The organism is Prauserella cavernicola (assembly GCF_016595675.1).
Lineage (GTDB): Bacteria > Actinomycetota > Actinomycetes > Mycobacteriales > Pseudonocardiaceae > Prauserella_A > Prauserella_A cavernicola.
On the sequence record NZ_JAENJH010000002.1, the window covers coordinates 146,160 to 169,928 of the forward strand.

Here is a 23,769-nt window from a genome sequence, read left to right on the forward strand (position 1 = left end):
CCATGTGCGGCATCGCGGGGACCTACCACTGGCCGGACGGCGGCCCGCTCACCGACCGCCTCACCAAGCGGCTCGCGCACCGCGGCCCCGACGGCTCCGGCCGGTACACGGGCGCGGCGGGCGACGGCGAGGTACAGCTGGGCCACCGCAGGCTCTCGATCGTGGACCTCTCCGAGACCGGTGCGCAGCCGATGGTGCTCGACGGTCTCGCGCTGACCTACAACGGCGAGCTCTACAACGCGCCCGAGCTGCGGGCCGAGCTGCGACGTGCGGGCGTGGGTTTCCGCGGCACGTCCGACACCGAGGTGGTGCTGCAGGCGTGGCGGCGCTGGGGCGTCGACTGCCTGCCCCGCCTGCGCGGCATGTTCGCGTTCGGCGTGTTCGACGAGCGGACCGGCGAGCTGGTGCTGGTGCGCGACCAGCTGGGCATCAAGCCGCTGTTCCTGGTGCGCAGGGGCGGCGGCGTGGTGTTCTCCTCCGAGCTCAAGGCGCTGGCGACGGAGCTGGGCGGCTCGCTGGAGGTGGACGAGACCTCGCTCGTGGCGTCGCTGCTCTACTACTGGGTGCCCGACGGCAGGTGCGCCTACCGCGAGGCCGAGAAGCTGCCGCCCGGCACCTGGCTGCGGTGCGGGCCCGACGGCAGCGTGGCGCGGGGGCGCTACTACTCGATCCGCGAGGTCGCCGAACGCGCCCAGCACGCGCCCGAGCCCGACCTGGCCGACGTGGTGGCGGACTCCACCCGCAAGCACCTGCTCTCCGACGTTCCGGTCGCGACGTTCCTCTCCGGCGGGCTCGACTCCAGCTACCTGACCGCGCTCGCGGCGAGACAACGGCCGGGGATCTCGGCCTACACCATCGGTTTCCGCGCCGAGGACGCGAAGTTCGAGGCCATGCCCGACGACCTGCGCTACGCACGGCAGGTGGCGCGGCGCTTCGGCGTGGACCTGCACGAGATCGAGATCGCGCCCCGCGTGCTGGAACTGCTGCCGCGCATGACCTACCACCTCGACGAGCCGATCGGCGATCCCGCGGCCATCAACACCTACCTGATCTGCACGGCCGCGCGCGACGCCGGCGTGAAGGTGCTGCTGTCCGGGATGGGCGCCGACGAGCTGTTCGCCGGCTACCGCAAGCACCTCGCCAACCTGCTCGCCCTGCGCTACCAGCGCGTCCCCGGCGCGGTGCGCGCGCCGATCCGGTCCGTTGTGGACCGGCTGCCGGTGGCGACGGCGAAGCGCGGACTGCGCTCGGTGCGCTTCGCCAAGCGGTTCCTGTCCTTCGCCGAACTGGACGAGGAGACGGCGTTTCGGCGCAGCTACACGATGTACGACCGCGCCGAGCTGCTCGACCTGGTCAACCCCGACCTGGCTCCCGCCGTGGACGAGGTGCTCACCGAGCACGCCGACACCTACCGCGACAACGCGCTCGGCGACTTCGTCAACCGCATGTGCCTCGCCGACGCGCGGCTGTTCCTGCCGGGACTCAACCTCACCTACACCGACCGGTCGAGCATGGCCGCCTCCACCGAGGTCCGCACGCCGTTCGTGGACGTCGAGGTGGTGGAGGCCGCGTTCGCCGTCGCGGGCCGCGACAAGATCCGGGGCCGCCAGGGCAAGGTCGCGCTGAAGGAGGCCGCGGAGTCGATCCTGCCGCCCGAGATCGTGTACCGGCCCAAGGGCCTGTTCAGCGCACCGCTGCGCGCGTGGATGAGCCGCGACCTCGCGCCGCTGGTGCGGGAGGTCGTGAACGACGGCGTGCTCGTGCGCTCCGGGCTGCTGAACCGGGACGCGCTGCGGCGGCTCGTCGCCGAGGACGCCGCGGGAGCGCAGGACCGCGCGAAGCACCTCTGGCACATCTTGACCCTCGAGTACTGGTATCGCGGAGCCACAGAAGGAGCGTCTTCGTGAAGCAGGTCGTGCAGAACTACAAGAGCGGGGAACTGGCACTGCTGGACGTGCCAGCCCCCGCCTGCAAACCGGGCGGCGTCCTCGTGCGCACGGCGTACTCGCTGATCTCCACCGGCACCGAGCTGATGAAGGTCTCCGAGGCAGGGATGTCGTTGCTGGGCAAGGCGAAGGCACGACCGGACCAGGTGGCCAAGGTGATGCAGAGCGTCGCCGCCAACGGCGTCTCGGCGACCTACCGCAAGGTGACGACCAAGCTCGACTCCTACACGCCGCTGGGCTACTCGCTCTGCGGCGTGGTCGAGGAGGTCGGCGCCGGGGTCGACGACGTGGCGGTGGGCGACGTCGTCGCGTGCGCCGGCAACGAGCACGCGCTGCACTCGGAGCTGAACTGGGTACCGAAGAACCTCTACAGCCGCGTGCCGGAGGGAGTCGAGCCCCGGCACGCCGCGTTCGGCACCGTCGGCTCCATCGCGCTGCAGGGCGTGCGCAGGGGCGAGCCGCGGCTCGGCGACGTCGCGCTGGTGATCGGACTCGGGCTCATCGGGCAGCTCGTGGTGCAGCTGCTGACCGCCTCGGGCGTGCGCGTGGTGGGAGTCGATCCCGCACCCGCCCGCTGCGGGCTCGCCGAACGGCTGGGCGCGCTCGTGTGCGGTGAGCCGGGTTCGGACGTGGTGGAGAACGCCATCGCCGAGCTGACCTCGGGCCACGGTGTCGACCAGGTGTACCTGGCCGCGGGCGGCAGCAGCAACGAGCCGGTGGAGCTGGCGGCCAGGCTCGCGCGCGACCGCGCCACGGTGGTGGACATCGGCAAGTGCAGTCTCAACCTGCCGTGGAACGCCTACTACGAGAAGGAACTCGACGTCCGCTTCTCGCGCTCGTACGGACCGGGCCGCTACGACCCCGGCTACGAGCTGGAGGGCCGCGACTACCCCATCGGCTACGTGCGCTGGACCGAGCGCCGCAACCTGGAGTGCTTCGTCGACCTGCTCGCCCGCCGCCGGATCGACGTGGAACCGCTGGTGTCGCACGTCGCCGACTTCTCGGTGGCCGTGCAGACCTACCGCAGGCTCTCCGAAGGAGCGCTCGACGCCGTCGCCGTGTTGTTCCGCTACCCCGGCGCGGCCAACCCCGCGCCCGAGTCCGTCACGTCGGTGACACTCCCGCGCGTCTCCCCCGCGCGCGTGGCGCCGAAGAACCGCATCCGCGCCGGATTCGTCGGGGCGGGCAACTACGCGTCGTCGATGCTGCTGCCGCACCTGGCCGAGCGCGCCGACGTGGAGCTGCACCGCGTGGCCACCACCTCGGCGCTGTCGGGAGCCAACGCGCAGCGCAGGTTCGGCTTCGAGCACGCGGGCACCGACATCGAGACACTGCTGGCCGACCCGTCGATCGACGCCGTGTTCGTGGTGACCCGGCACAGCTCCCACGCCGAGCTGACGCGGCGCGCGCTGCTCGCGGGCAAGGCCGTGTTCGTCGAGAAACCACTGGCACTGAGCGAGGCCGAGCTGGAGAAGGTGCTCGCGGCCGTGGCCGAGTCGGGCAACGACCGCTTGCAGGTCGGCTTCAACCGCCGCTTCGCGCCGCTGCTGCGCCAGGCGCGCAACCGCTTCGGCACCCGCGTGGGACCGGCCTCGGTGCGCTACCTCGTCAACGCGGGCAGGCTCGACCAGGGCAGCTGGTACGCCCGGCAGGACACCGAGGGCTCGCGCTTCGCGGGCGAGGGCGGGCACTTCATCGACACGGTGAGCTGGCTGCTCGGCGCCGACCCGGCCTCGGTCTACGCGTGCGCCACGCCGGGGCAGGCCGACCTGCAGATCCTGCTGCGCTACCCCGACGGCTCGACGGCCACCATCGGCTACACCACCTCGGGTGCGTCGAGCTTTCCGAAGGAGACTCTCGACCTCACCGCCGACGGCAAGGTGCTGAGCTTCGACGACTTCCAGCGCGCGTCGCTGTTCGGCCGCAAACGCTCGACGAGCCCGAAACTGCCGCAGGGCAGGGACAAGGGTCAGGAGGCGGAGCTGGCCGCGTTCGTCGACGCCGTGCGCACGGCGGGGCCGATGCCGGTGCCGCTGAGCTCGCTCGTGTCGACGACGCTCGCGACGCTGGCCGTGCACACGAGCCTGGCCACGGGCGCCCCGGTACGGATCGAGCCACGCGGATGACGGGCGCGGGCTGGTACCTGCGCAGGCTCTCGCGGATGGGACCGGCCGAGCTGGTGAGCCGGGTCGGTGACACCGCGCGCAGGCGTCGCTGGCGACGGGTGCTCCAGGCGCAGGTCACCACCGTGTGGCTGCCACAGCGCCGGTTCAGCGCCACCCTGCCCGCCGCGGCGACGGCCTCGGTGCCCGTCCCGGCGGCCCGGCGGCTCGCCGACAGCGCCGAGCGGATCATGGACGGTTACGCGGACTACTTCGGCCTCACCCGCGACGACCTGGTGTGTCCCGACTGGTCGCTCGACCCGAAGACGGGCCGCCGCGCGCCGGCCGACGCCTACGCCTTCGACGTGCCCTACCGCGACGAGGAGGCGATCGGGGACGTCAAACAGCTCTGGGAACCGTCGCGCCACCAGCACCTCACCGTGCTCGCCGCGGCCTACGCGTGCACGGGCAGGGACCGCTACGCCGAGCGCGTCGCCGACCACCTCAAGTCGTGGTGGGCCGCGAATCCGCCGATGTACGGCGTGCACTGGGTCAGTGGCATCGAGCTCGGCATCCGCCTGTTGTCGTGGGTGTGGGTGCGCAGGCTGCTCGACGGGTGGCAGGGCGCGGCGGAGTTGTTCGAGCACAACCCCGTCGCGCTGCACCAGATCTACTGGCACCAGCGCTGGCTCGCGACGTTTCGCAGCAGGGGCTCGTCGGCTAACAACCACGTGCTCGCCGAGGACGCGGGCAGGCTGGCGGCCGCGTGCGCGTTCGGCTGGTTCCCCGAGTCGGCGCGCTGGCGGGCCGACTCGCTGCGCTCGCTCGACGAGCAGCTGCGGCGCAACACGTTCGGCTCAGGACTCAACCGGGAACTGGCCACCGAGTACCACGGGCTGGTGCTGGAGCTGGGCCTCGCGGGCGCCACGGAGGCCAGCCTCGCCGGGCTGGCCGTGCCGCCCTCGACGTGGCGGACGCTGCGAAGCATGACCGACGCGCTCGCGGCCATTGTGGACAGCAGGCTCCGGCCCCCGAGGCAGGGCGACGCCGACGACGGCTACGGCCTGGTGCTCGACGGCGAGGGCCGCGACCGCTGGGCATCGCTGCTCACCACCGGCGAGGTGCTGTTCGGCAGGCTCGACTGGTGGCCCAAGATCGCCGACGCCGACGTCTTCACCGCGCTGGTCGGCACGCTCGCTGCCGCACCGGAGCTGACCGGCGAGCGCCCCGCCCGCCGTCCCGCGCACTTCGCCGACGCGGGAATGACGATCCTGCGCACACCCGGCGAGAGCCCCGACGGTGAGATCTGGTGCCGCTGCGACGGGGGCCCGCACGGGTTCCTCTCCATCGCCGCGCACGCACACGCCGACGCGCTGTCGCTGGAGGTCCGCCACGACGGTGTGGACATCCTCGCCGACCCCGGAACGTACTGCTACCACGGCGAAGGAGAGTGGCGAACGTATTTCCGCTCCACGCTCGCCCACAACACCCTCGAACTCGACGGCAGGGACCAGTCCACCTCGGGCGGGCCGTTCCTGTGGACCAGGCACGCGAGCAGCCAGGTGCTCGTGGTGCACACCCCGCGCACGGGCGTGGCCAGGTGGTGCGGCGAGCACGACGGCTACACGCGCGGCAACAGTCCGGCGACGCACCGGCGCTCCGTCGAGCTCGACGCCCACGAGCTGCGGGTGTTCGACGAGGTGCTCGGCTCCGAGCGGCATCCGTGCCACCTCGCGTTCCACCTCGGACCCGCCGTCGCCGTCGAACTCGACGGCAGCACGGCCTGGCTGAACTGGGACGGCCACTCCGGCGAGCGCACGGCGGAGCTGGAGCTGCCACCCGAGCTGACGTGGACCGCCCACCGCGGCGAGACGAACCCGCCGCTGGGCTGGTACTCACCGGGCTTCGGCGTGCGCGAGCCCGCGGTCACGCTGCTCGGCACGGGCACCACCGAACCCGCCACCGGACTGGCCACGATCCTGCGCTTCGACGGGGAGCCGCGATGAGAGTCGTCGTGGTGCACAACAGGTACCGCTCGGAGCACCCGAGCGGCGAGGACCGCGTGGTGGACCAGGAGACCGAGCTGCTCACCTCGGCGGGCCACGAGGTACTGGTGCACGAACGCCGCAGCGACGACATCGCCGGGATGTCGTTGCCCCGCAAGGCGTCCGTGCCACTGCTGGTGCCGTGGAACCCGGCTGCGCGCACGGAGCTGGCGGACCGGCTGCGCGAGGTCCGGCCCGACGTCGTGCACATCCACAGCACGTTCCCGTTGCTGAGCCCCTCGGTGGTGGCCGCGTGCACCGACGCCGGGGTGCCATGTGTGGCGACGCTGCACAACTACCAGCAGGTGTGCGCGCCGGGAACGCTGTACCGCGAGGGCCGCGTCTGCACCGACTGCGTGGGCGGCAGTCCGCTGCCCGCCGTGCGGCACGGCTGCTACCGCGGCTCGCCGCTGGCGACGGCACCGCTCGCGCTGAGCCTCGCGCTCAACCGGCGTCGCTGGTGGTCGGGGGTGTCGCGGTTCTTCTGCATCTCCTGGGCACTGCGCCGCGTGCTCGCCGACGCCGGGATGCCGGGCGAGCGGCTGGCCGTGAAGTACAACTTCGTCGAAGAGCCCGCCCTGCGCCGCACCGGTGAGGGCGAGTACGTGCTCTACCTCGGGCGGCTCACCGAGGAGAAGGGCGTGCCGCTGCTGCTGGCGGCGTGGGACCTGCTCCGCGCGAGAGGCGGCCTCGGCCTGCCGCTTGTGGTGGCGGGCTCGGGACCGCTCGAGCCCGAGGTGGCCGAGTGGGCACGCGAGCGCGACGACGTGCGCTTCCTCGGCCTGCGCACCCGCGAGGAGTGCGCGGAGCTGACGGCGAGGGCGGCCGCGCTCGTGGCGCCGTCGCAGTGGCTGGAGGGCTTCGGGCTCGTGGTCGTGGAGGCGATGGCGGCCGGTGTGCCGTCGGTGGCCGCGGGCCACGGCGCGTTCCCCGAGCTGGTCGACGACGGCGTGAGCGGCCTGCTGCACCGGCCCGGCGATGCGGAGTCGCTGGCCGAGGGCCTGCGCCGCATCGTCACGCACAGCGCGAGCATGGGCGAGGCCGCGCGCCGCCGCTACGAACAGGACTTCTCCCCCGCGGCCGGGCTCTCGGGCCTGCTCGAGGGCTACCGGGCGGCGATCGCGGCGCGATCGCGCGAGCCGGCATGAGGCCGCCGCCTGGCTCAGCCCAGCGGCTCGGGCTGCGCCCTGCGAGACCGCTGGCCGGCGACGATGGTCTCGACCGAGATCGGCACGTCCAGCTCGACGGGCTCACTGTCCTCCACGCGCTGCCCGCTGCCGACCCGCGCCCGGCTCGCGGCCCACTGCGCGAGATACGCGTAGCACTTCCACCGGTCGTTCTGCGACAACGGAGTCCGGCGGATCGCGTCCACGAAGCCCCACACGTACTCGCCGAGCAGCCGCACGGTCGGGTGCCGCAGCTTGTCGGCGCGGATCGGGTCCATGTTGGCGCAGCGCGACCGGATGGTCGGCTTGGCGCGTTCGGCGCGCTCGGGGTGGTCGCGCCGGAAGAACAACAGCTCCGGCACCTGGTGGAACGGGCCGAGCAACGCGAGCTCGGCCATGATCGTGCGGTCGGAGTGGTGGTAGCTGCCGTTGAGCGGGGTCCTGCGCAGCACGTCGGTGCGGATCACGCCGTAGAAGTCGTCCCCGCCGACTCCGAAGAGGACACTCCGGAACCGTTCGGGCGCGCTGGGCGAGTCCGTGGCGAGGGTGTAGTCGACCGGCAGCGTCACCGCGCCACTGCCGTCGATGAACGCCTCGTGGGCGTGGGCCAGCACCAGTTCCGGGTGTTCGTCGAGCGCCTCGACGCACCGCTCCAGCAGTTGCCTGCCGTAGAGATCGTCGTAGGAGGCCCACTTGAACAGCTCGCCCCGCGCCTGGTGAACGGTGAAGTTGTGGTTCGGGCAGGCGCCGATGTTGCGGGGCTGACGGAAGTACCGGATCCGCTCGTCGCGCTGCGCGTAGGCACGGCAGATCTCGGCGGTGCGGTCGGTGGAGTCGTTGTCGGAGATGACGAGCTCGAAGTCCCCGAAAGTCTGTCCCAGCAACGCGTCGAGGGACTCGGCGAGGTAACGCTCGCCGTTGTAGACAGGTAGGCCGATGCTCAACCGCGGAACAGCACTCACGAGTCCTCAGATCCTTCCCTTGGCACCGGGGAGAGATTCCCTGACGGGGTGTCATAGGCACAGTCGGAAGGGGTTCGCACACCGTTACGCGCCCTGTAACGGGCGCCGCGAACACACGACTTTCCCTAGGACAAGCCTCGACAGCGTCACAGAAGAAGGCCGGCCGTGACAGTCACTTCCCGCACCGCCCGCCCGCTGGCCGAGCCCGAAATCCACGGGCAGCGCGGCGTTTCGTGGATCGTCGGGCTGATCTGGGGCCTGCTGGTGGTCAACACCCTCGGCTCGCTGGCGGTGGACACGATCGTCCCGATCCCCCGCCGGGTCCTGCAGGTCATCACCATGGGCTCGCTGGCCGTCGCGTTCGTACTCGCACTGTTGCTGAATCGCCGACTGCGGATCCGGCCCAACGCGTTCCTGTTGCTGCTGAGCCTGCTCGTGGTGGCCAGCATCCTGTCGAGCTCGTTCATGGAATCCGGGTTCGGTGCGCTGCTGCGGTGCGCCCGGCTCGCCGTGTTCGTCGCGACCCTGTGGCTGCTGACGCGATGGTGGGACGGCGGGATCTCGTTCGTGCGCCACCACATCCGAGCGCTGAGCGCCGTGCTGGCGACCGTGGCGATCGGACTCGTGATCTCCCCGAGCATGGCGATGCCCGCCGACTTCGACAGCAGGCTCGTCGGCATCATCTGGCCGATCACGGCGACCCAGGTGGCCGACTACGCCGCTGTGGTCGCCGGGCTCACTCTGGTGCTGTGGCTGGCGCGCGCCACCACCACCAGGAGCGTGGTGCTGATCGCCGGGCCCGCGCTGGTGATGCTGCTGCTCACCCACACCCGCACCGCCACCATCGCCATGCTCGCGGCCATCCCGGTCGCCGGGCTGACGCTCGCGCTCACCAACGCCAGGGCCCGCAAGACGATCGCGACGATCACCGTGGGCGCGGCCGTGCTCGCGATCGCGTTCTCCACGGCGCTGACGGCATGGTTCCAGCGCGGTCAGGACGCCGAGCTGTTCTCCAACCTCACCGGCAGGCAGTACGTGTGGGACGCCTTGCTCGCGCAGGAACGGACCGTGCGCGAACAGCTCTTCGGCGTGGGGCTCACGGACAAGTCCTTCGGCGGCGACCCCATCGACAGCACCTGGCTCGCCGTCTTCCACGAGCAGGGCATCCTCGGCGTCAGCATCGTGGCGCTGATGCTGCTGGCGCTCGTGTTCGCGATGGCGGCCCGGCCCCCGTCGCCCGCCCGCGCGTGCGCGGTCTTCCTCGTCGTCTACGGCGTCATCGCGTCCTACACCCAGGTCGCGCTCGGCGATGTGACCGGCTACCTGCTGCACTTCGTCCTGGCCGCGGCACTGCTCGTCCCCGCGGCGAGTGAACAACGGTCACTGCACAGCTTCGACCGAGCATGAACGGCACCGGCCCCCGAGGAGGCAGGCACATGGTCATGCGGCGGCTCAGCGCCATCCCTCGCAGACACGCGGCGCTCGCGGTGCTCAGCGTCCTCGTTCTCGTCACCGTCGGCGTGCTCGTGGTCGTCGGCCGCGACGCCGGCGAGAGCGAGAACGGCTCCGGCGGCAAGGCGACCGGCTCCGAGGGATCCGCGGGCGGCTGGCCAGCCGAACCACCGGCCCGGATCTGCGGCAACCAGGACGTGCTGGGCAAGGGACCTGCCGAACCGCCCGACGGCGCCGTCGTGGTGCCCGAGGGTGACAACAGCGCGATCGAGCTCGACCTGCGGGCCGAGGACACCACGTTCTGGTTCGCACCAGGCGTGCACACGCTCTCGCCCGACGAGTTCGGCCAGATCATCCCCGGCGACGGCAGCACGTTCGTCGGCGCGCCCGGCGCGATCCTGGACGGCAAGCGGATCAACCGCTACGCCTTCACCGGCGAGGCCGACGGCGTGACGATCCGGTACCTGACCGTGCGCAACTTCGTGGCCCCCATGAACGAGGGCGTGGTGAACCAGAACGACGGTTCCAACTGGGTCGTCGAGTACAGCACGATCACCGGCAACGAGGGCGCCGGGCTGATGGCCGGTGCTCCCGGCAACACCTACCGCTACAACTGCATCAAGGACAACGGCCAGTACGGCATCAACGCGTGCTGCGGCACCGACGCCGAACCCGTCACCGGACTCGTGCTCGACCACAACGAGATCACCGGCAACAACACCGGCGACTGGGAGAACCGGGTCGAGGGCTGCGGCTGCACCGGCGGGGTGAAGTTCTGGATCAACGACGACGTCCAGGTCACCAACAACTGGGTGCACCGCAACCGCGGCACCGGACTGTGGTTCGACAACAACAACACCGGCGTCGTGATCGAGCACAACGTGATCGCCGACAACGACGGGAACGCCGTCTTCCTCGAGGCGGGCTACGACGCGCGGGTGCGCTACAACAACATCCAGCGCAACGCGATCGTCGCCGGCAAGGAGTTCCAGCGCCGCGGCGACGCGTTCCCGGTCCCGGCGATCTACATCTCCGAGAACGGCAGCCCGCGCGGCTTCGGGCTCGAGAACACGCCCACGGTGATCAGCGACAACAACTTCGAGAACAACTGGGGCGGCGTCGCGATGTGGGAGAACCCCGACCGCTACTGCGGATCCACAGCGCACACGCATCCGCCGTACTGCACCGTCAAGGTGGACCTCTACGACGACGCGAAATGCGAGGCCGGGGCCGAGGACGTGATCCCGCGCAGCATCGGCGACAAGTACCGCTGCCGGTGGTCGACGGAGAACAACGTGGTGGAGAACAACGTCTTCCGCATCGACAAGCAGGCCATCGGCCAGGGCTGCGCGAACGGCGACTTCTGCGGGATCAGCGGGGTCTTCGGCGGGTACGGCACCTACCCCGCCTTCCCCGGCTACGAGGTGCCGTGGCGCGTGACGTTCGAGCAGGGCAACGTCTTCCGGAACAACCAGTACTACGGCGACTGGCAGTTCGCGGGCTTCCAGCCCAGCAAGCCGGACGGCGACCGCGTGACGTGGGAGGAGTGGACCTCGCCCGCGCCCGACGTGCCCCGGACCTACACCGACGACAACCGGCCTGCCACGTTCGGCCAGGACGAGGGCAGTACGTACTCGCTGGCGCCCTGAGGAGGACGGTCCGCGACTCGTCCATTGTGTCCAGGCTGCCCGCGACGAAGTTTTGTTTCGGTCAATTCCGAACCGTGGTGATAGGGCAACGGACCACGCGTGCGCAATTCAGGCGGAAATCGCGGGCGATAATCGCCGGACCGGGACGAATCGACCAGGCCTTCGACACCGATGACGAGGGCCGAGGACGGCTTCCAGCAGGAGATTCACCATTCCCGGCATGTGTTACGAGCAGCCGAACAATGTGTCCGGCCGGCAACGCGATCGACACCGGCGAGGTATTTCAGGAGCCTCGAATTTCCGCTGGTCGGCGGATAAAATTCATGGGTGCGTCTGCTCAGGAAGGCCAAGGCCTCGGCGAGCACGCCCCGACTCATCGCCGCGGCCGCGCGGGAGGTGCGGCGCGCCGATCCACTGGGGACGGTGATCGCCTGGGTCTACCTGCTCGTCGGTGCCACCGCCACGCTCGGCGTGGTGGCGACGGGCAAGCTGACCCTCGACGCCCTGCTGCGGCCCGAGCGGGCGACGTTCGGCAGCACCCTCTCGCTGCTGCTGCTCGCGCTGACGATCGCGGTGTGCTGCGCGCTGGGTCCACTCCAGACGCAGCAGGACCGGCTGCTCGGCGAACGCGTCTCCCAGCGGGTGTGGGACCGGCTGCTCGACACCGCCGCGAGGGCCGATCTGGTGACCTTCGAGTCGACGGGGTTCGCGAGCTCGCTCGAGCGGGTGCGGCAGCACGCGCTGAGGATGCCGTTCACCGCCACCGCCTCGCTGCTCGGGCTCACCGGCGGGCTGCTCGGTGTCGCCACGCTGTCGGCCGTGCTCGTGAGCGTCGAGCCACTGCTGCTGCCGATCGTGCTCGCGGCGGGGCTGCCCGCCGTCCTGCTGTCGCGCTGGGCTGGCCGACAGGAGTTCCCGTTCACCCACCGGCTCACCCCGCTCGCCCGGCGGCGCGACTACCTGCGGCAGCTGCTCACCGAGCGGCCCTACGCCGCAGAGCTGCGCGCGTTCGACTCCACCGGCAGGCTCGGCGACAAGCAGGAGGACCTCAACGACGACATCAACACCGGCCTGTTCGGCGAGTTCCGGCACCGCAGGCTCGTCGCGGCAATCACCACCGTCGGCGTCACCGTGGCGCTCGGCGGCGCACTGCTGTCGATCGTGGAGCTCCTGCGGCGCGGCCGGATCGGGCTGCCTGAGGCCGGTGCGGCGGTGATCGCGGCGCGGCTGCTCGTGGGCAGGCTCGACACGCTGGTCACCGGAATCGGCGGACTCGTCGAGTCGGCGCCGTTGTTCGCCGAGCTGGACCGGTTCGTGGCCTCGGTGCCCGCCACGACGCCGACCGGGCGCAAACGCACGCTCACCGAGGGCATCGCACTCAGCGACGTCACCTTCAGCTATCCCGGCCAGGACCGGCCCGCGGTGGACGGCGTCGACATCCGCGTCGGCGCGGGTGAGGTGGTGGCGCTGGTCGGCGAGAACGGCGCGGGCAAGACCACGCTGGCCAAGATCGCGGCCGGGCTCTACGCGCCGGACACGGGATCGCGGCGCTGGGACGGCAGCGTGGTGCCGGCGGCGGACGTGCGCGCCTCGGTGACCGTGATCTTCCAGGACTTCGTCCGGTACCGGCTGACGTTGCGCGACAACATCGTGATCAGCGACGGACATCGCGGCGCGGACGAGGACCACGACGTGGAGGAGGCGGCCAAACGCGCGGGCCTGTCGGGCGTCACGCGGGAGCTGCCGGAGGGACTCGAGACGATGCTCGACGGCCAGCTCGGGCGCGAGGGCGTCGACCTCTCCGCGGGCCAGTGGCAGCGGGTGGTGCTGGCGAGGGCGCTGTACCGGGACACCGGACTGCTGGTGCTGGACGAACCGGCCGCGTCACTCGATCCGCGCTCCGAGTACGAGCTGTTCGCCGACGTGCGGGCGATGCTCGGGGGCCGCGCCGCGCTGCTGATCTCGCACCGGTTCTCCAGCACCCGCCTCGCCGACCGCATCTACGTGCTCGACGCGGGCCGGGTGGTGGAGTGCGGCACCCACGACGAGCTGATGGCGCGCGCCGGCCAGTACGCGGAACTGTTCAAACTCCAGTCGGCCGCGTACCGCTGACCGGGCGTGGCGCGCACCGTTCCACTGTGGAGCCGAAACGAAGTCCGCCCGCGCGCCGACTCACCAGTGTGAGCGCCCAGCGGACCTATGACCTCGCGCGGGCGCGGCCCGCCGTGCCCGCCGGATTCCAGCGGCCGTTCGTGGTCGCGTCGGTACTCGGCGCGCTCGTGGTGCTCCTCGTGGGACTGGCGCATGCGGGCGAGTCGGCGGCGAGCGGGTTCGACGCGTGGGCCGAGCGAGCGGCCGCCTTTCCCGACGCAGGACGCTTCGAGATGGCGGTGCTGGTCGACTTCGCGGCCGAGCCCGTCGGAGCCGCGATCGTCGTGGCGTTGGTGAGCGGTCTGTGCTGGGCGCTCGGGAGAGTCCGGCTCGCGGTGCTCACCGTCGCGTGCCTGGTGCCCGCGTTCGCCACGATGGTGCTCAAGGACTTCTTCGGCCGCACGATCAACGGCGGGTACCTGTCGTATCCCAGCGGGCACACCGCGTTCGCGACGGCTATCGCGGTGGTGCTCGGGCTGCTGGTGGCCGACCTGTTCGCCCTGCGCCGCGCCACCGCGTTGCTCGTGATCACCGGCCTGGCGCTGGCCTGCGGAGCGGAGATGGCGTGGGCGCAGCTCACGCTCGACACCCACTACGCCACCGACACGCTCGGCGGCTTCGCCACGGCCATCGCACTGGTGCCCGCGCTGGCGCTGGTGATCGACACCGCGGCGGACGGGCTCAGGCGCGGCGGCGGAACACCGGTTTGACCGGACGCCCGCCCATCCACGCGGACGGGTCCTGCGCGTCGAGTGCCTTGCGGTACACCGCGCACGCCTGCGCGACGACCTCGACGGTGCGGTCGATGTCGTCGTCGGTCAGCGCGCTCGACACCACGAACGACGGCCCGAGCACTCCACCGCCGACGAGCTGGCGCAGGAACAGCGTCCGGTACCGCTGCGAGGGCCTGAGGTTCTCGTCGAGCGTGGCGAACACCAGGTTGCTCGCCCTGCCGCGCACCACCACGTGCTCGCCGACGCCCATGCCCTCGGCGACCTGGCGCACCCCGGCGGCCAGCCGGTCGCCGAGCTCGTGCAGCCGCGCGGTGATGCCCTCCTCGGTGTAGGTCTCGAGCACCGCCATCGCCGCGGCGAGCGAGTGCGTCTCCGCGCCGTGGGTGGTGGAGAGCAGGAAGACGCGGTCGCGCCCACCGCGCAGCCCGCCGAGCTCCATCAGCTCGCGCCTGCCCGCCAGCGCCGACACGGCGAAGCCGTTGCCCAGCGCCTTGCCGAAGGTCGACAGGTCGGGAGCGACGCCGTAGAGACCCTGCGCGCCCGCCTCGGACCAGCGCAGCCCCGTGATCATCTCGTCGAAGATCAACACGCAGCCGTGCCGGTCGGCGAGCGCGCGCAGTCCCTTTAGGTAACCGGGCGGCGGTTCGAGCTGCCCGGACGCGGCCTCGAGCATCAGGCACGCGACCTGGCCGTCGTGCACACGCAGCATCTCCTCGGTGGCGGCGAGGTCGCCGTACGGGAACGTCACGGTCAGATCCGTAGTGCTGTCCGGGATGCCCGCGTCCATCGCGGTGGTGCCGATGAACCAGTCGTCGGTCGAGAAGAACGGCTGGTCACCACAGATCGCGACCAGCGGGCGACCGGTGGCGGCGCGCGCCAGGCGCACCGCGGCGGTGGTGACGTCGGAGCCGTTCTTGGCGAACTTCACCATGTCCGCGGTCGGCACGGTGGCGAGGAACCGCTCCGCGGCCTCGAGCTCGACAATGCCGGGCCGCACGAAGTTGGCGCCGCGATCGAGCTCGCGCCGTGCCGCCTCGGTGACCCGAGGGTGGGCGTGCCCGAGGCTCACCGCGCGCAGGCCGGAGCCGTACTCGACGTAGCGGTTGCCGTCGACGTCCCAGACGTGGGCGCCGAGCCCGTGCGAGATCACCGGCGCGAGCCCCTCGGGGTACTGGTCGTCGCCCTTGGCGTAGGTGTGCGCACCGCCGGGGATCAGCGCGTGCAGGCGTTCGTTGGCGGACTGGGAACGGGCCCGGGAGTCCATGACGGTCACCTCGGCCTCCTGAGCGCGTCGGCGAGTGAGGGCGCCCGCAGGTCCCGTTCCGAGAGCAGGGCGGGCGGCAGCGGCCACGGGATGGCCAGTTCCGGGTCGTCGTGGGCGATCGCGACGTCCTCGGCCGGATCGTGGGGTCGGTCGATGCGGTAGGCCACGTCCGCGGGTTCGGTGAGCGCCTGGAACCCGTGCGCGCACCCCGCGGGCACGTACACGCTCACCTGCGACTCACCGGAGAGCGCGAAGAACTCGGTGTTGCGAAACGTCGGCGAGTCCGGCCGCAGGTCCACCACGACGTCGAACACCTCCCCGTACGAACAGCGCACGAGCTTCGCCTCGCCGCGGCCCGAACGCAGGTGCAGTCCTCTGACCACGCCCCTCGCCGAGCGCGACAGGCTGTCCTGGGCGAAGCCGTCGGGGTCGATGCCCACCGAACGCACGACGTCGCGGTCGAAGGTGCGGGAGAAGAAGCCGCGCGCGTCGCGGTGCGGGGCGGGTTCGAACAGGTAGGCGCCCGCGATGGCGGGCACGGGGATGGCCTTCATCGTGGCCCTCCATCGGGAAAGAGCATCTTGGACAACACCGCGTACTGCTGCTCGATCCGCTCGCGACGCGAACGGCTGCGCTCGGCGAGCACGGGCCGAAGCTCTCCGGCGCGCCGTTCCAGGTCGGCGAGCTGGGCGAGGAGCCGGTCGACGTCGACGGCCCTCGCCGACTGGCAGAACTCCGCCATGCCCAGTTCGGCCATCAGGTCGTCGCTCTTGGTGGAGTAGCTGACCGAGATCGTCGGTTTCGCGAGCTTCAGCCCGCACAGCACGTTGTGGTAGCGCGTGCCCACCACGACGTCGACGCTCGCGATCTGCTGCATCAGCTCGCCGAGCGTGGCGCTGGCCTCGGCGACCACGGCATCCTCGGGCAGCGCGGGACGCTGCTCGCGCAGGTGGGCCCGCACCTCGTCCACCACCACCCGGTCGAGCTCGTCGCCGGTCAGCAGCCGCAGCCGGTAGCCCTTGTCGACGAGCCGGACGGCGAAGTCCTTCATCGCGGCGACGTAGGTGTCGCGGATCGCGTCGGCGTGGCGCCGCTCGTCGTTCGAGCCGGAGAAGTCCATCAGGCCCAGCCCGACCACGGGCGTCCCGGTTCCGGCCGAGGACTCCGGCTCGGGGTGGGCGAACACCAGGTCCGGGTAGATGTCGTCGCCCGCCGTGTCCACGCCCATCTTCCGCAGCGCGTCGCGGGAGCGGATGTCGCGAAACGAGCGGTAGTGGGCCAGCCGCGCGGCCCAGCTGATGAGCAGCCGGGTGGTGCGCTGTTTGATCACGTTGCCGCCGACGTTGACCAGTGCCACCTGCGTGCCCGTGAGCCTGCCGGTGAGGGTGAGCAGGAACAGCGACAGCGGAAAACCCCACGCGTGCAACGGAAGCGTCGTCTCGAGCACTCCCGCGCCCGGCACGATCACCACGTCGTGCGCGCGGACCCAGAGCAGGATCCGGACGGGGTCGAGCAGCTTGCCGAACGCCTTGGCCGTCATCAGGCCCGCCCGCGTGCGTGGCCGGGGCAGCGTGTCGCACCAGTGCAGTGCCCTGGCGGGAAGGCCGTAGCGCCGTCGCACCGTCGTCGTGCCGCTACAGAAGCCGTCGAGCACCGCGCCGGGTTGTTCGCGCCGCAGGTAGTCGAGGATCACCTCGAGCGAGCCGTCGTTGCCGACGTTGCCGGACCCGAGTAGTCCGAAGAGACCGACGCGCGGTGCCGTGGTCCTTGCCATGCCGTCCTCACCTCCTCCTTACGGAGCGGTTCGGGCACGAAGCGTTCGGCAAGACCCGCACGCAGCTGCCACCACCACACCACCGCGCCGCACCACACGGCGATGGTCGAACCCCAGCTCGCGCCCAGCGCGCCGGCGAGCACGGCTCCCACGAGTCCTCCGCCGAGGTAGCCCGCCGCAGCGAACAGCTGCGCGTGCAGGCTCCGCCGGGCGGCCCCGAGCGCCCGCAGCCCGGCCGTGGCCCCCGCGACCACGCCGGCCCCGGTGACCGACAGCGTGATGGGCAGGATCAGCTCCGAGGCCGGCTCCCAGACCGGGCCGAGCACGAGCACGCCAAGTGACGCGGGCAGGAACAGCAGGATCGCGAGGCCCCACAGCAGCGCCGCCGCGGCCTGTCCCCCGCCGAGAACCGCGCAGAACGCGAACAGCTTGCCCGGAGCCCGGTTCAGCACACGTGCGGCCTCGGGCACCGACACCAGGCTCACACCCATGAGCAGGGCCAAGAACGGCGCGAGCAGCAGTTCACCACCGCGGATCGCGCCGACGTCGGCGAGCCCGCCGATGGCACCGAGGCCGTACATCCGCAGCTGGGAGGAGCCGCTGTTGCTGACGTTCTCGACGAGGTAGCGCACGCCGAGATCGCGATGCCGGTCCACCCAGTCCCGCACCCCGGCCGCGCTCGGCAGCACCCCGGCCTGCACGACGCCGAACCCGGCGGCGAGTGCGACGGGAAGGCCCCAGGCGAGCACGAACACGAAGACGCTGTCCGCCTGCGCGGCGAACCACAGCGTGGGCACCATCGCGGCGGCCCAGACGAGGTCGTTGGCCACGGCCTTCTGGCCCCAGCCCGCGGCGAAGAATGCGAACCGCCAGCTGTCCTGCACGAGCAGCCCCGGCAGCACGAGCCCGAGCCCGACGAACGCGCCACCGATCACCCCGCCCACCGCCAGTCCCGCGACGATGCTGAGCGCGCCGGAGACGACGCCGATCATCAGCGCCGTGCCCGACGAGCGCGCCACGGCGGCCCGCCAGCGTTCGTCGGCCGCGCCGCTGAACCGCACCATCAGCGGATCGGTGGCCAGCCCGCGCGAGACGTTGAGCAGCACGCCGTAGGTGACCCACGCGAGCGTGAACACACCGAACCCGGAGGCACCGAGCGAGCGGGCCACCACGATGCCGACGGCGAAGTTGGTGAGGCTCGAGATCGCCTGGTCACCGAGGCCCCAGCTGAGCCGTCCCACCATCGCGCGCAGGCCCTTCGGGGGCATCGCGTGGCGAGGCTGGTACCGGCGAGACATGCTCACGCCCCCGTTGCCGGGGCCAGCAGGCCCACCGCGCTCAGAGCGTCGGCGGCGGCCACCACCGCGCCGAAGCCGATGCCGGAGCGCCGCGCGATGTCGAGCAGCGTGTGCTCGCCGTCGGAGAGGTTGAGCACCCACAGCATCGCCAGCTGGGCCTGCTTGGCGTCGCTGCGCCCGCCGAGCGAGTCGTAGAGCCCGCGCCTGCCGAGCTGCGGCTCGCCGTAGGGGCTGAGGTTGACGTAGCGGCGGTCGCGGTCGAGCACCGAGAAGATCTCCCGGCACACGGCCAGGGTGTCGGCCATCGCCTCCGCCGTGACGAAGTCCGGGTTGTCGGCCGAGGTGTGGTACTCCGGGTAGCCCGCGTAGGGCGTCCTGGTGAGCGAGCCGACTCCCAGGTCGAAGCCCGGCGAGCAGTACTGGCGCTCGTCGTAGCCGTAGGGCGAGAAGTCCAGGACCGTGTGCTCGCGCCCGGCCAGCACGTGCTGCGCGGCGCGGTCGATCCCGGCGTCGCCGCGCCTGCTCTTCTTGTACGTCAACGATCCCGGATCACCCGCACACGCGAGCACCAGCCCGTGGGCGACCTTGCCGATGCGCTCGGCGTTGCGGGCAAGCCACGTGATGGAGCCGATCGTTCCCGGCACGAACAGGAACCGGTACGTGTAGTACGGGTCGCGCGCGGCCAGCTCCCTCGCCAGGAACGTCGCCACCGCGATGCCTGCGAGGTTGTCGTTGGCCAGCGACGGGTGGCACACGTGGCACGACACGATCACCTCGTCGGTGACCTCGCCCGCCACCACGTGCTCGGCGTAGGTCAGGTGCCCGTCGGTCAGCGTCGAGTCGATGCGGACCTCGTAGTCGCCTTCTGGCAGCGCGTCGAGGGTGTCCTGCGAGAGGCAGAATCCCCAGTCCGGCGCGTAGTAGCTGGTGCGGTACGGCACGAGCGAGGGCTGCTCTGGCAGCGTGTGCAGGTGTTCGCGCAGCTCGGCGAGGCTCATCGTGGCCGAGACCGGGACGCTGTAGCTCACCACGTGCAGGCTCGACTCGGCGAAGTCCACCACGCGCTTGCCCTCGGCGTCGGCCACGTAGGCCTCGGAGATGTTCCACTCCCGAGGCACGGTCCAGTCGAGAACCTTGGAACCCGTGGGCACCTCGTGCACCCGCAGCGGCAGGTACTCGGCGACGATCCCGAGCGTGCGGCGCACGCCGTCGCCCGTGATGCTGCGGCAGAGCGGGTACAGCCGCTCCACCAGCGCGTGCATGTCCTCGCCCGTGCTCATCAGTTCCCGTTCTGCTCGCTCTGCCCGTTCTGCGCGCGCAAGGTGCCGTCGACGGTGCCGTCGTCCATCCGGTCGCGCAGCCACGCCAGGCGCGTGAACCGCCGCTCGAAGTCGGCCGTGCTCAGCCGGTGCCGCTGGTAGGCCTCCACCAGCTCCACCGCTCCGTCCTTGAGGCTCCACGCGCAGTCGAAGCCGGGAACCGCCTCGCGGAAGCGGGAGAAGTCGACGCGGTAGGAACGCGGGTCGGCCCCCGCCTCGCCGGTGATGCGCAGCGTCGCGCCGGGCACGGCCTCCACCACCTGCTCGGCGATCTCCGCGACGGTCACGTTGTTGCGCTCGGTGCCGATGTTGAAGGCCTGGTTGTGCACGGCCGCCTGCGGCGCCACGAGCGCGCCCGCGAACGCGCGGGCGATGTCGGCGGCGTGCACCAGCGGCCGCCACGGCGTGCCGTCGGAGAGCACCAGCACCTCGCGGGTCAGCACGGCGTGGCCGACGAGGTTGTTGAGCACGATGTCGGCGCGCAGCCGCGGCGAGTAGCCGAACGCGGTGGCGTTGCGCAGGTACACGGGGCTGAAGTCGTCGTCGGCCAGCGCGGCGACGTCGGCCTCCACCTTGACCTTCGACTCGGCGTAGGGCGTCGCGGGCCGCAGCGGCGCGTCCTCGTCGACCAGCCCCGACCCGCCGGAGGCGCCGTAGACCGAGCACGTCGAGGCGTAGAGGAACCGCCGCACCCCGGCGGCCTTCGCGAGCTCCGCGAGCCGCACGGCGGCGTGGTGGTTGATGTCGTAGGTCAGCGCGGGGGCCAGCGCGCCCAGCGGGTCGTTCGACAACGCAGCCAGGTGGATCACGGCGTCCACTCCGAACAGGTGCTCGAGCCGCACGTCGCGCAGGTCCACGACGTGGCCGGGCGGGTCGTCGGGCACCGGGCCCAGCACGCACCCCTCGAACAGACCCGAGTCGAGGCCGACCACCTCGTGGCCCTCGGATTCGAGCACGGGGGCCATCACGGTGCCCAGGTAGCCCTTGTGCCCGGTCAGCAGCACGCGCATTGCTCAGCCCTCCAGGGCAAGAGTGAACTTGTGGGCGTAGAAGCCCTCCGCGTAGTGCTGGCCGCACTCGATGCCGCGGATCCGGGCGAGCCCGAGGAAGGCCTCCCGGTCGTACCAAGGACGATGTCGCTGCGAGGGGTAGTGCTGTTGCAGAAGCCGCACTTTCTCCTCGGCGAGACCGCGCGACAGCGGCTGGTAGGCCGAGGGCGTGCCGAGGTCTCCGTCGGACTTCACGATCTCGTAGCCCAGCGCGAGATGGTCGCGGAACACGGTGGGCACCAGCCGCGCGAGCCCACGGTGGTCCTGGTGCGCGTCGCCGGTCCTCGGCGCGAGCACCAGCTCGGGGTCCGCGCGCCCGCGCAGGTCCTCGAGCGCGCACTTCGCCTCGTCCCAGTGCGCGGGAAACCTGCCGTCCGGCAGCTTCAGCACCGTCAGCCGCACGTCCGCGCCGGGACAGAACGCCTCGAGCGCGGCCCGCTCCTCGTCCTCGCGCTCGGTGCCGCCACCGGAGAGCACGAGCGCGTCCACGCGCAGACCCGGCCACGCCGAGGCCAGGGTCAGCAGCGTTCCCCCGGCACCGATCGCGATGTCGTCGCAGTGTGCGCCGAGCGCGACGACACTGGTGAGCCCGTCGGCGAGCAGTCGGATCACGCGGTCCACGCGGCCTCTCGCTCGTTCTCCCACAGCGCCCACGGCCGTTGACCGTGCGCGTAGGCCTCGTCCAGCGCCGCGCGTTCCTTCACCGTGTCGGTCGGCTTCCAGAACCCGCGGTACGGGTAGGCCAGCAGCCTGCCGCGCTTGGCGAGCTCACCGCAGCCGTCGGCCACGAGGTCGCCGTTCTCGGGGATGTGGTCGAAGACCTCCTGCCGCAGCACGAAGTAGCCGCCGTTCTCCCACAGCGGCATCTCGCTCACCGCCGTGATGGAGCCGACCATCCCGACCTCGTCCAGCTCCACGCAGTGGAACGACGACTGCGGCGGCACCACCATCATCGACGCGCCCGCCTCGGAGGCCGAGAAGCGCTCGATGATGTCGGGCAGCGGGGCGTCGGTGAGCACGTCGGCGTAGTTGGCGAGGAACATCTCGTCGCCGTCGAGGTGGGGGCGCACTCTGCGCAGCCGCTCGCCGATCGGCGACTCGATGCCCGTCTGCACGAACGTGATCGACCAGTCCGAGATGTCGGTGGAGAGCAGCTCGGCCCTGCCACCTTTCAGCACGAAGTCGTTGGACGTCGTCTCGGCGTAGTTCAGGAAGAAGTCCTTGATGTGGTGAGCGCCGTAGCCGAGGCAGAGAATGAACTCGGTGTGCCCGAAATGCGCGTAATAGCGCATCACGTGCCAGATCAGCGGGCGCGGTCCGACCATCTGCATGGGCTTGGGCACGTCCGAGGCCGTGCCGTTGCGCATCCGCATTCCGTAACCGCCACAGAACAGAACGACCTTCACGACGCCACCTCGACGATTTCCAGCCGTGGGATCGGGAACACCAGCCGCCCGCCCCACTCGTCTACATAGGACAACTGCTCGGTGAGCTCGGCCCTGAGGTTCCACGGGAGCACGAGCACGTAGTCGGGCCGGTCGAGCGCGATCTGCTCGGGGGCCACGATGGGAATCCGCGTGCCCGGCGTGTACCGGCCGTGCTTGTAGGGGTTGCGATCCACCGTGTAGGCGAGCAGGTCCGGCCGGATGCCGCAGTGGTTCAGCAGCGTGTTGCCCTTGCCGGGCGCTCCGTAGCCCACCACGGTCTTGCCGCTGGCCGCCGCGTCGGTGAGAAACCGCAGCAGGTCCAGCCGCACGCGGTCGACCTCGGCCGCGAACGCCGTGTAGCCGCTCAGCTCGTGCAGCCCCGCGGCCTTTTCCCGCGCCAGCACGTCGACCATCCGGCTGCTCGGCTCGCCCGCGACCTCGAACGGCCGTGCCCACAACCGGATCGAACCGCCGTGCGTTGGCAGCAGCTCCACGTCCACAACGGACAATCCGCCCACGGCGAGGGCTTTGCGCGCCGACTCCACGGTGTAGTACTGGAAGTGCTCGTGGTAGATCGTGTCGTACTGCACGTGCTGGATCAGTGTCAGCAGGTGCTGCACCTCGATCGACACCCAGCCGTCGTCTGCGACCAGCGCACGCAGGCCGTGCGTGAACCCGACGACGTCGGGAATGTGGGCGTAGACGTTGTTGGCCACCACCAGGTCCGCCGGCCCGTGCTCGGCACGCACGTCCGCACCCGTGCCCGGCCCGAGGAACGCGGTGAGCGTGGGCACCCCCTTCGCTCGCGCCGCCCGCCCCACGTTGACCGAGGGTTCGATGCCGAGGCACCGGATCGAGCGTGACACCGAGTGCTGCAACAGATACCCGTCGTTGCTCGCGACCTCCACGACGAAGGAGTCGTGGTCCAGTCCCACGCGCTCCACCGCCTCCTCGACGAACCGGCGGGCGTGCTCCACCCAGGACTGCGAGTACGACGAGAAGTAGGCGTACTCGGTGAAGGTGTCCTCCGGCGTGATGAGTGGCGGAATCTGCGCGAGCCAGCATTCCGTGCACACCCGCAGGTGCAACGGATAGGTGACTTCCGGTTCGTCCAGTTGTTGCTGGGTAAGAAACCGCTCACACGGTGGAGTCGCCCCGAGATCAACGACACCTGCCATGCTGGCGGAACCGCACAATCGGCATGTGGTCATCTACACGGCTCCTCGGGCACGGTGTTCGACAAAGCAAGATTCGCTGACAACGAGCCTGTTGTTACAACGAATCCGGACGCCGCCGTGAGGCGATTCCCAAATGAGACCTGCACCGTTTTCACATTTCCTGATGCGCGGAATCGCGGTGAGTCATTCCCGGACGGGCACTTGTCTTCGACAGGGCGTACGCTAAAGTTCGTCGCACCGAACTTCGTACGAG

18 protein-coding genes are annotated in these 23,769 nt (G+C 70.9%); 8 read left to right on the forward strand and 10 right to left on the reverse strand.

The window, feature by feature from the left end:
• The first annotated feature begins 2 nt into the window (after nt 1-2).
• The 4 genes from asnB to JHE00_RS07260 are packed head-to-tail and all read left to right on the forward strand — an operon-like array spanning nt 3 to nt 7,241.
• On the forward strand, nt 3-1,907 hold the full coding sequence (gene asnB / locus JHE00_RS07245; protein ID WP_200316109.1) for an asparagine synthase (glutamine-hydrolyzing): 1,905 nt from the start codon (nt 3-5) through the stop codon (nt 1,905-1,907).
• Nucleotides 1,904-4,072, forward strand: coding sequence for a bi-domain-containing oxidoreductase (locus JHE00_RS07250; RefSeq protein WP_200316111.1), 2,169 nt, complete (start codon nt 1,904-1,906; stop codon nt 4,070-4,072). Before asnB ends, JHE00_RS07250 begins: the two co-directional genes overlap by 4 nt.
• A complete protein-coding gene (locus JHE00_RS07255; protein WP_200316113.1) occupies nt 4,069-6,054 on the forward strand; it encodes a heparinase II/III family protein in 1,986 nt (661 codons plus the stop codon). The genes JHE00_RS07250 and JHE00_RS07255 overlap by 4 nt, the downstream gene beginning before the upstream one ends.
• Nucleotides 6,051-7,241, forward strand: coding sequence for a glycosyltransferase (locus tag JHE00_RS07260; RefSeq protein ID WP_200316115.1), 1,191 nt, complete (start codon nt 6,051-6,053; stop codon nt 7,239-7,241). The genes JHE00_RS07255 and JHE00_RS07260 overlap by 4 nt, the downstream gene beginning before the upstream one ends.
• A 14-nt stretch (nt 7,242-7,255) precedes the next feature.
• On the opposite strand, the gene JHE00_RS07265 is transcribed toward JHE00_RS07260, so the two are convergent.
• The gene (locus JHE00_RS07265; RefSeq protein WP_200316117.1) at nt 7,256-8,221 is read right to left on the reverse strand and encodes a glycosyltransferase family 2 protein; all 966 of its coding nucleotides are present in this window, start codon (nt 8,219-8,221) and stop codon (nt 7,256-7,258) included.
• A gap of 165 nt (nt 8,222-8,386) precedes the next feature.
• On the opposite strand from JHE00_RS07265, the gene JHE00_RS07270 reads away from it, so the two are divergent.
• The 4 genes from JHE00_RS07270 (at nt 8,387) to JHE00_RS35810 (ending at nt 14,183) form a co-directional block, all read left to right on the forward strand.
• On the forward strand, nt 8,387-9,628 hold the full coding sequence (locus JHE00_RS07270; RefSeq protein ID WP_307831848.1) for an O-antigen ligase family protein: 1,242 nt from the start codon (nt 8,387-8,389) through the stop codon (nt 9,626-9,628).
• A gap of 29 nt (nt 9,629-9,657) precedes the next feature.
• Nucleotides 9,658-11,322 carry a right-handed parallel beta-helix repeat-containing protein gene (locus JHE00_RS07275; RefSeq protein ID WP_200316119.1) on the forward strand — a complete coding sequence of 555 codons (1,665 nt, stop codon included), beginning with the start codon at nt 9,658-9,660 and terminating at the stop codon, nt 11,320-11,322.
• Nucleotides 11,323-11,649: 327 nt separating this feature from the next.
• Nucleotides 11,650-13,434, forward strand: coding sequence for an ABC transporter ATP-binding protein (locus JHE00_RS07280; RefSeq protein ID WP_200316121.1), 1,785 nt, complete (start codon nt 11,650-11,652; stop codon nt 13,432-13,434).
• 68 nt (nt 13,435-13,502) lie between these two features.
• On the forward strand, nt 13,503-14,183 hold the full coding sequence (locus JHE00_RS35810; protein ID WP_200316123.1) for a phosphatase PAP2 family protein: 681 nt from the start codon (nt 13,503-13,505) through the stop codon (nt 14,181-14,183).
• On the opposite strand, the gene JHE00_RS07290 is transcribed toward JHE00_RS35810, so the two are convergent.
• Genes JHE00_RS07290 through JHE00_RS07330 form a run of 9 tightly spaced genes read right to left on the reverse strand, consistent with a single transcriptional unit; the run spans nt 14,155 to nt 23,549 of the window.
• Nucleotides 14,155-15,471: a glutamate-1-semialdehyde 2,1-aminomutase gene (locus JHE00_RS07290; protein ID WP_200316125.1), complete on the reverse strand. Its 1,317-nt coding sequence runs from the start codon at nt 15,469-15,471 to the stop codon at nt 14,155-14,157. The two genes, JHE00_RS35810 and JHE00_RS07290, sit on opposite strands and share 29 nt — an antisense overlap.
• A gap of 5 nt (nt 15,472-15,476) precedes the next feature.
• Nucleotides 15,477-16,025, reverse strand: a complete 549-nt coding sequence (locus tag JHE00_RS07295) for a dTDP-4-dehydrorhamnose 3,5-epimerase family protein (protein WP_200316127.1) — start codon at nt 16,023-16,025, stop codon at nt 15,477-15,479.
• Nucleotides 16,022-17,245 carry a polysaccharide pyruvyl transferase family protein gene (locus JHE00_RS07300; RefSeq protein ID WP_200316129.1) on the reverse strand — a complete coding sequence of 408 codons (1,224 nt, stop codon included), beginning with the start codon at nt 17,243-17,245 and terminating at the stop codon, nt 16,022-16,024. The genes JHE00_RS07295 and JHE00_RS07300 overlap by 4 nt, the downstream gene beginning before the upstream one ends.
• On the reverse strand, nt 17,161-18,513 hold the full coding sequence (locus tag JHE00_RS07305; RefSeq protein ID WP_230423156.1) for an MATE family efflux transporter: 1,353 nt from the start codon (nt 18,511-18,513) through the stop codon (nt 17,161-17,163). The genes JHE00_RS07300 and JHE00_RS07305 overlap by 85 nt, the downstream gene beginning before the upstream one ends.
• Nucleotides 18,514-18,545: 32 nt before the next feature.
• Entirely contained in the window at nt 18,546-19,823 is a 1,278-nt protein-coding gene (locus JHE00_RS07310; protein ID WP_200316131.1) for a DUF4910 domain-containing protein, read from the reverse strand.
• On the reverse strand, nt 19,823-20,872 hold the full coding sequence (locus tag JHE00_RS07315; RefSeq protein WP_200316133.1) for an NAD-dependent epimerase/dehydratase family protein: 1,050 nt from the start codon (nt 20,870-20,872) through the stop codon (nt 19,823-19,825). Before JHE00_RS07315 ends, JHE00_RS07310 begins: the two co-directional genes overlap by 1 nt.
• 3 nt (nt 20,873-20,875) lie before the next feature.
• Nucleotides 20,876-21,523 carry a PIG-L deacetylase family protein gene (locus JHE00_RS07320; protein ID WP_200318236.1) on the reverse strand — a complete coding sequence of 216 codons (648 nt, stop codon included), beginning with the start codon at nt 21,521-21,523 and terminating at the stop codon, nt 20,876-20,878.
• Nucleotides 21,520-22,317 carry a glycosyltransferase family protein gene (locus JHE00_RS07325; RefSeq protein WP_200316135.1) on the reverse strand — a complete coding sequence of 266 codons (798 nt, stop codon included), beginning with the start codon at nt 22,315-22,317 and terminating at the stop codon, nt 21,520-21,522. The genes JHE00_RS07320 and JHE00_RS07325 overlap by 4 nt, the downstream gene beginning before the upstream one ends.
• Nucleotides 22,314-23,549 (reverse strand): class I SAM-dependent methyltransferase, encoded by a 1,236-nt coding sequence (locus JHE00_RS07330; RefSeq protein ID WP_200316137.1) that lies wholly within the window; start codon nt 23,547-23,549, stop codon nt 22,314-22,316. The genes JHE00_RS07325 and JHE00_RS07330 overlap by 4 nt, the downstream gene beginning before the upstream one ends.
• Between the last annotated feature and the right edge of the window lie 220 nt (nt 23,550-23,769).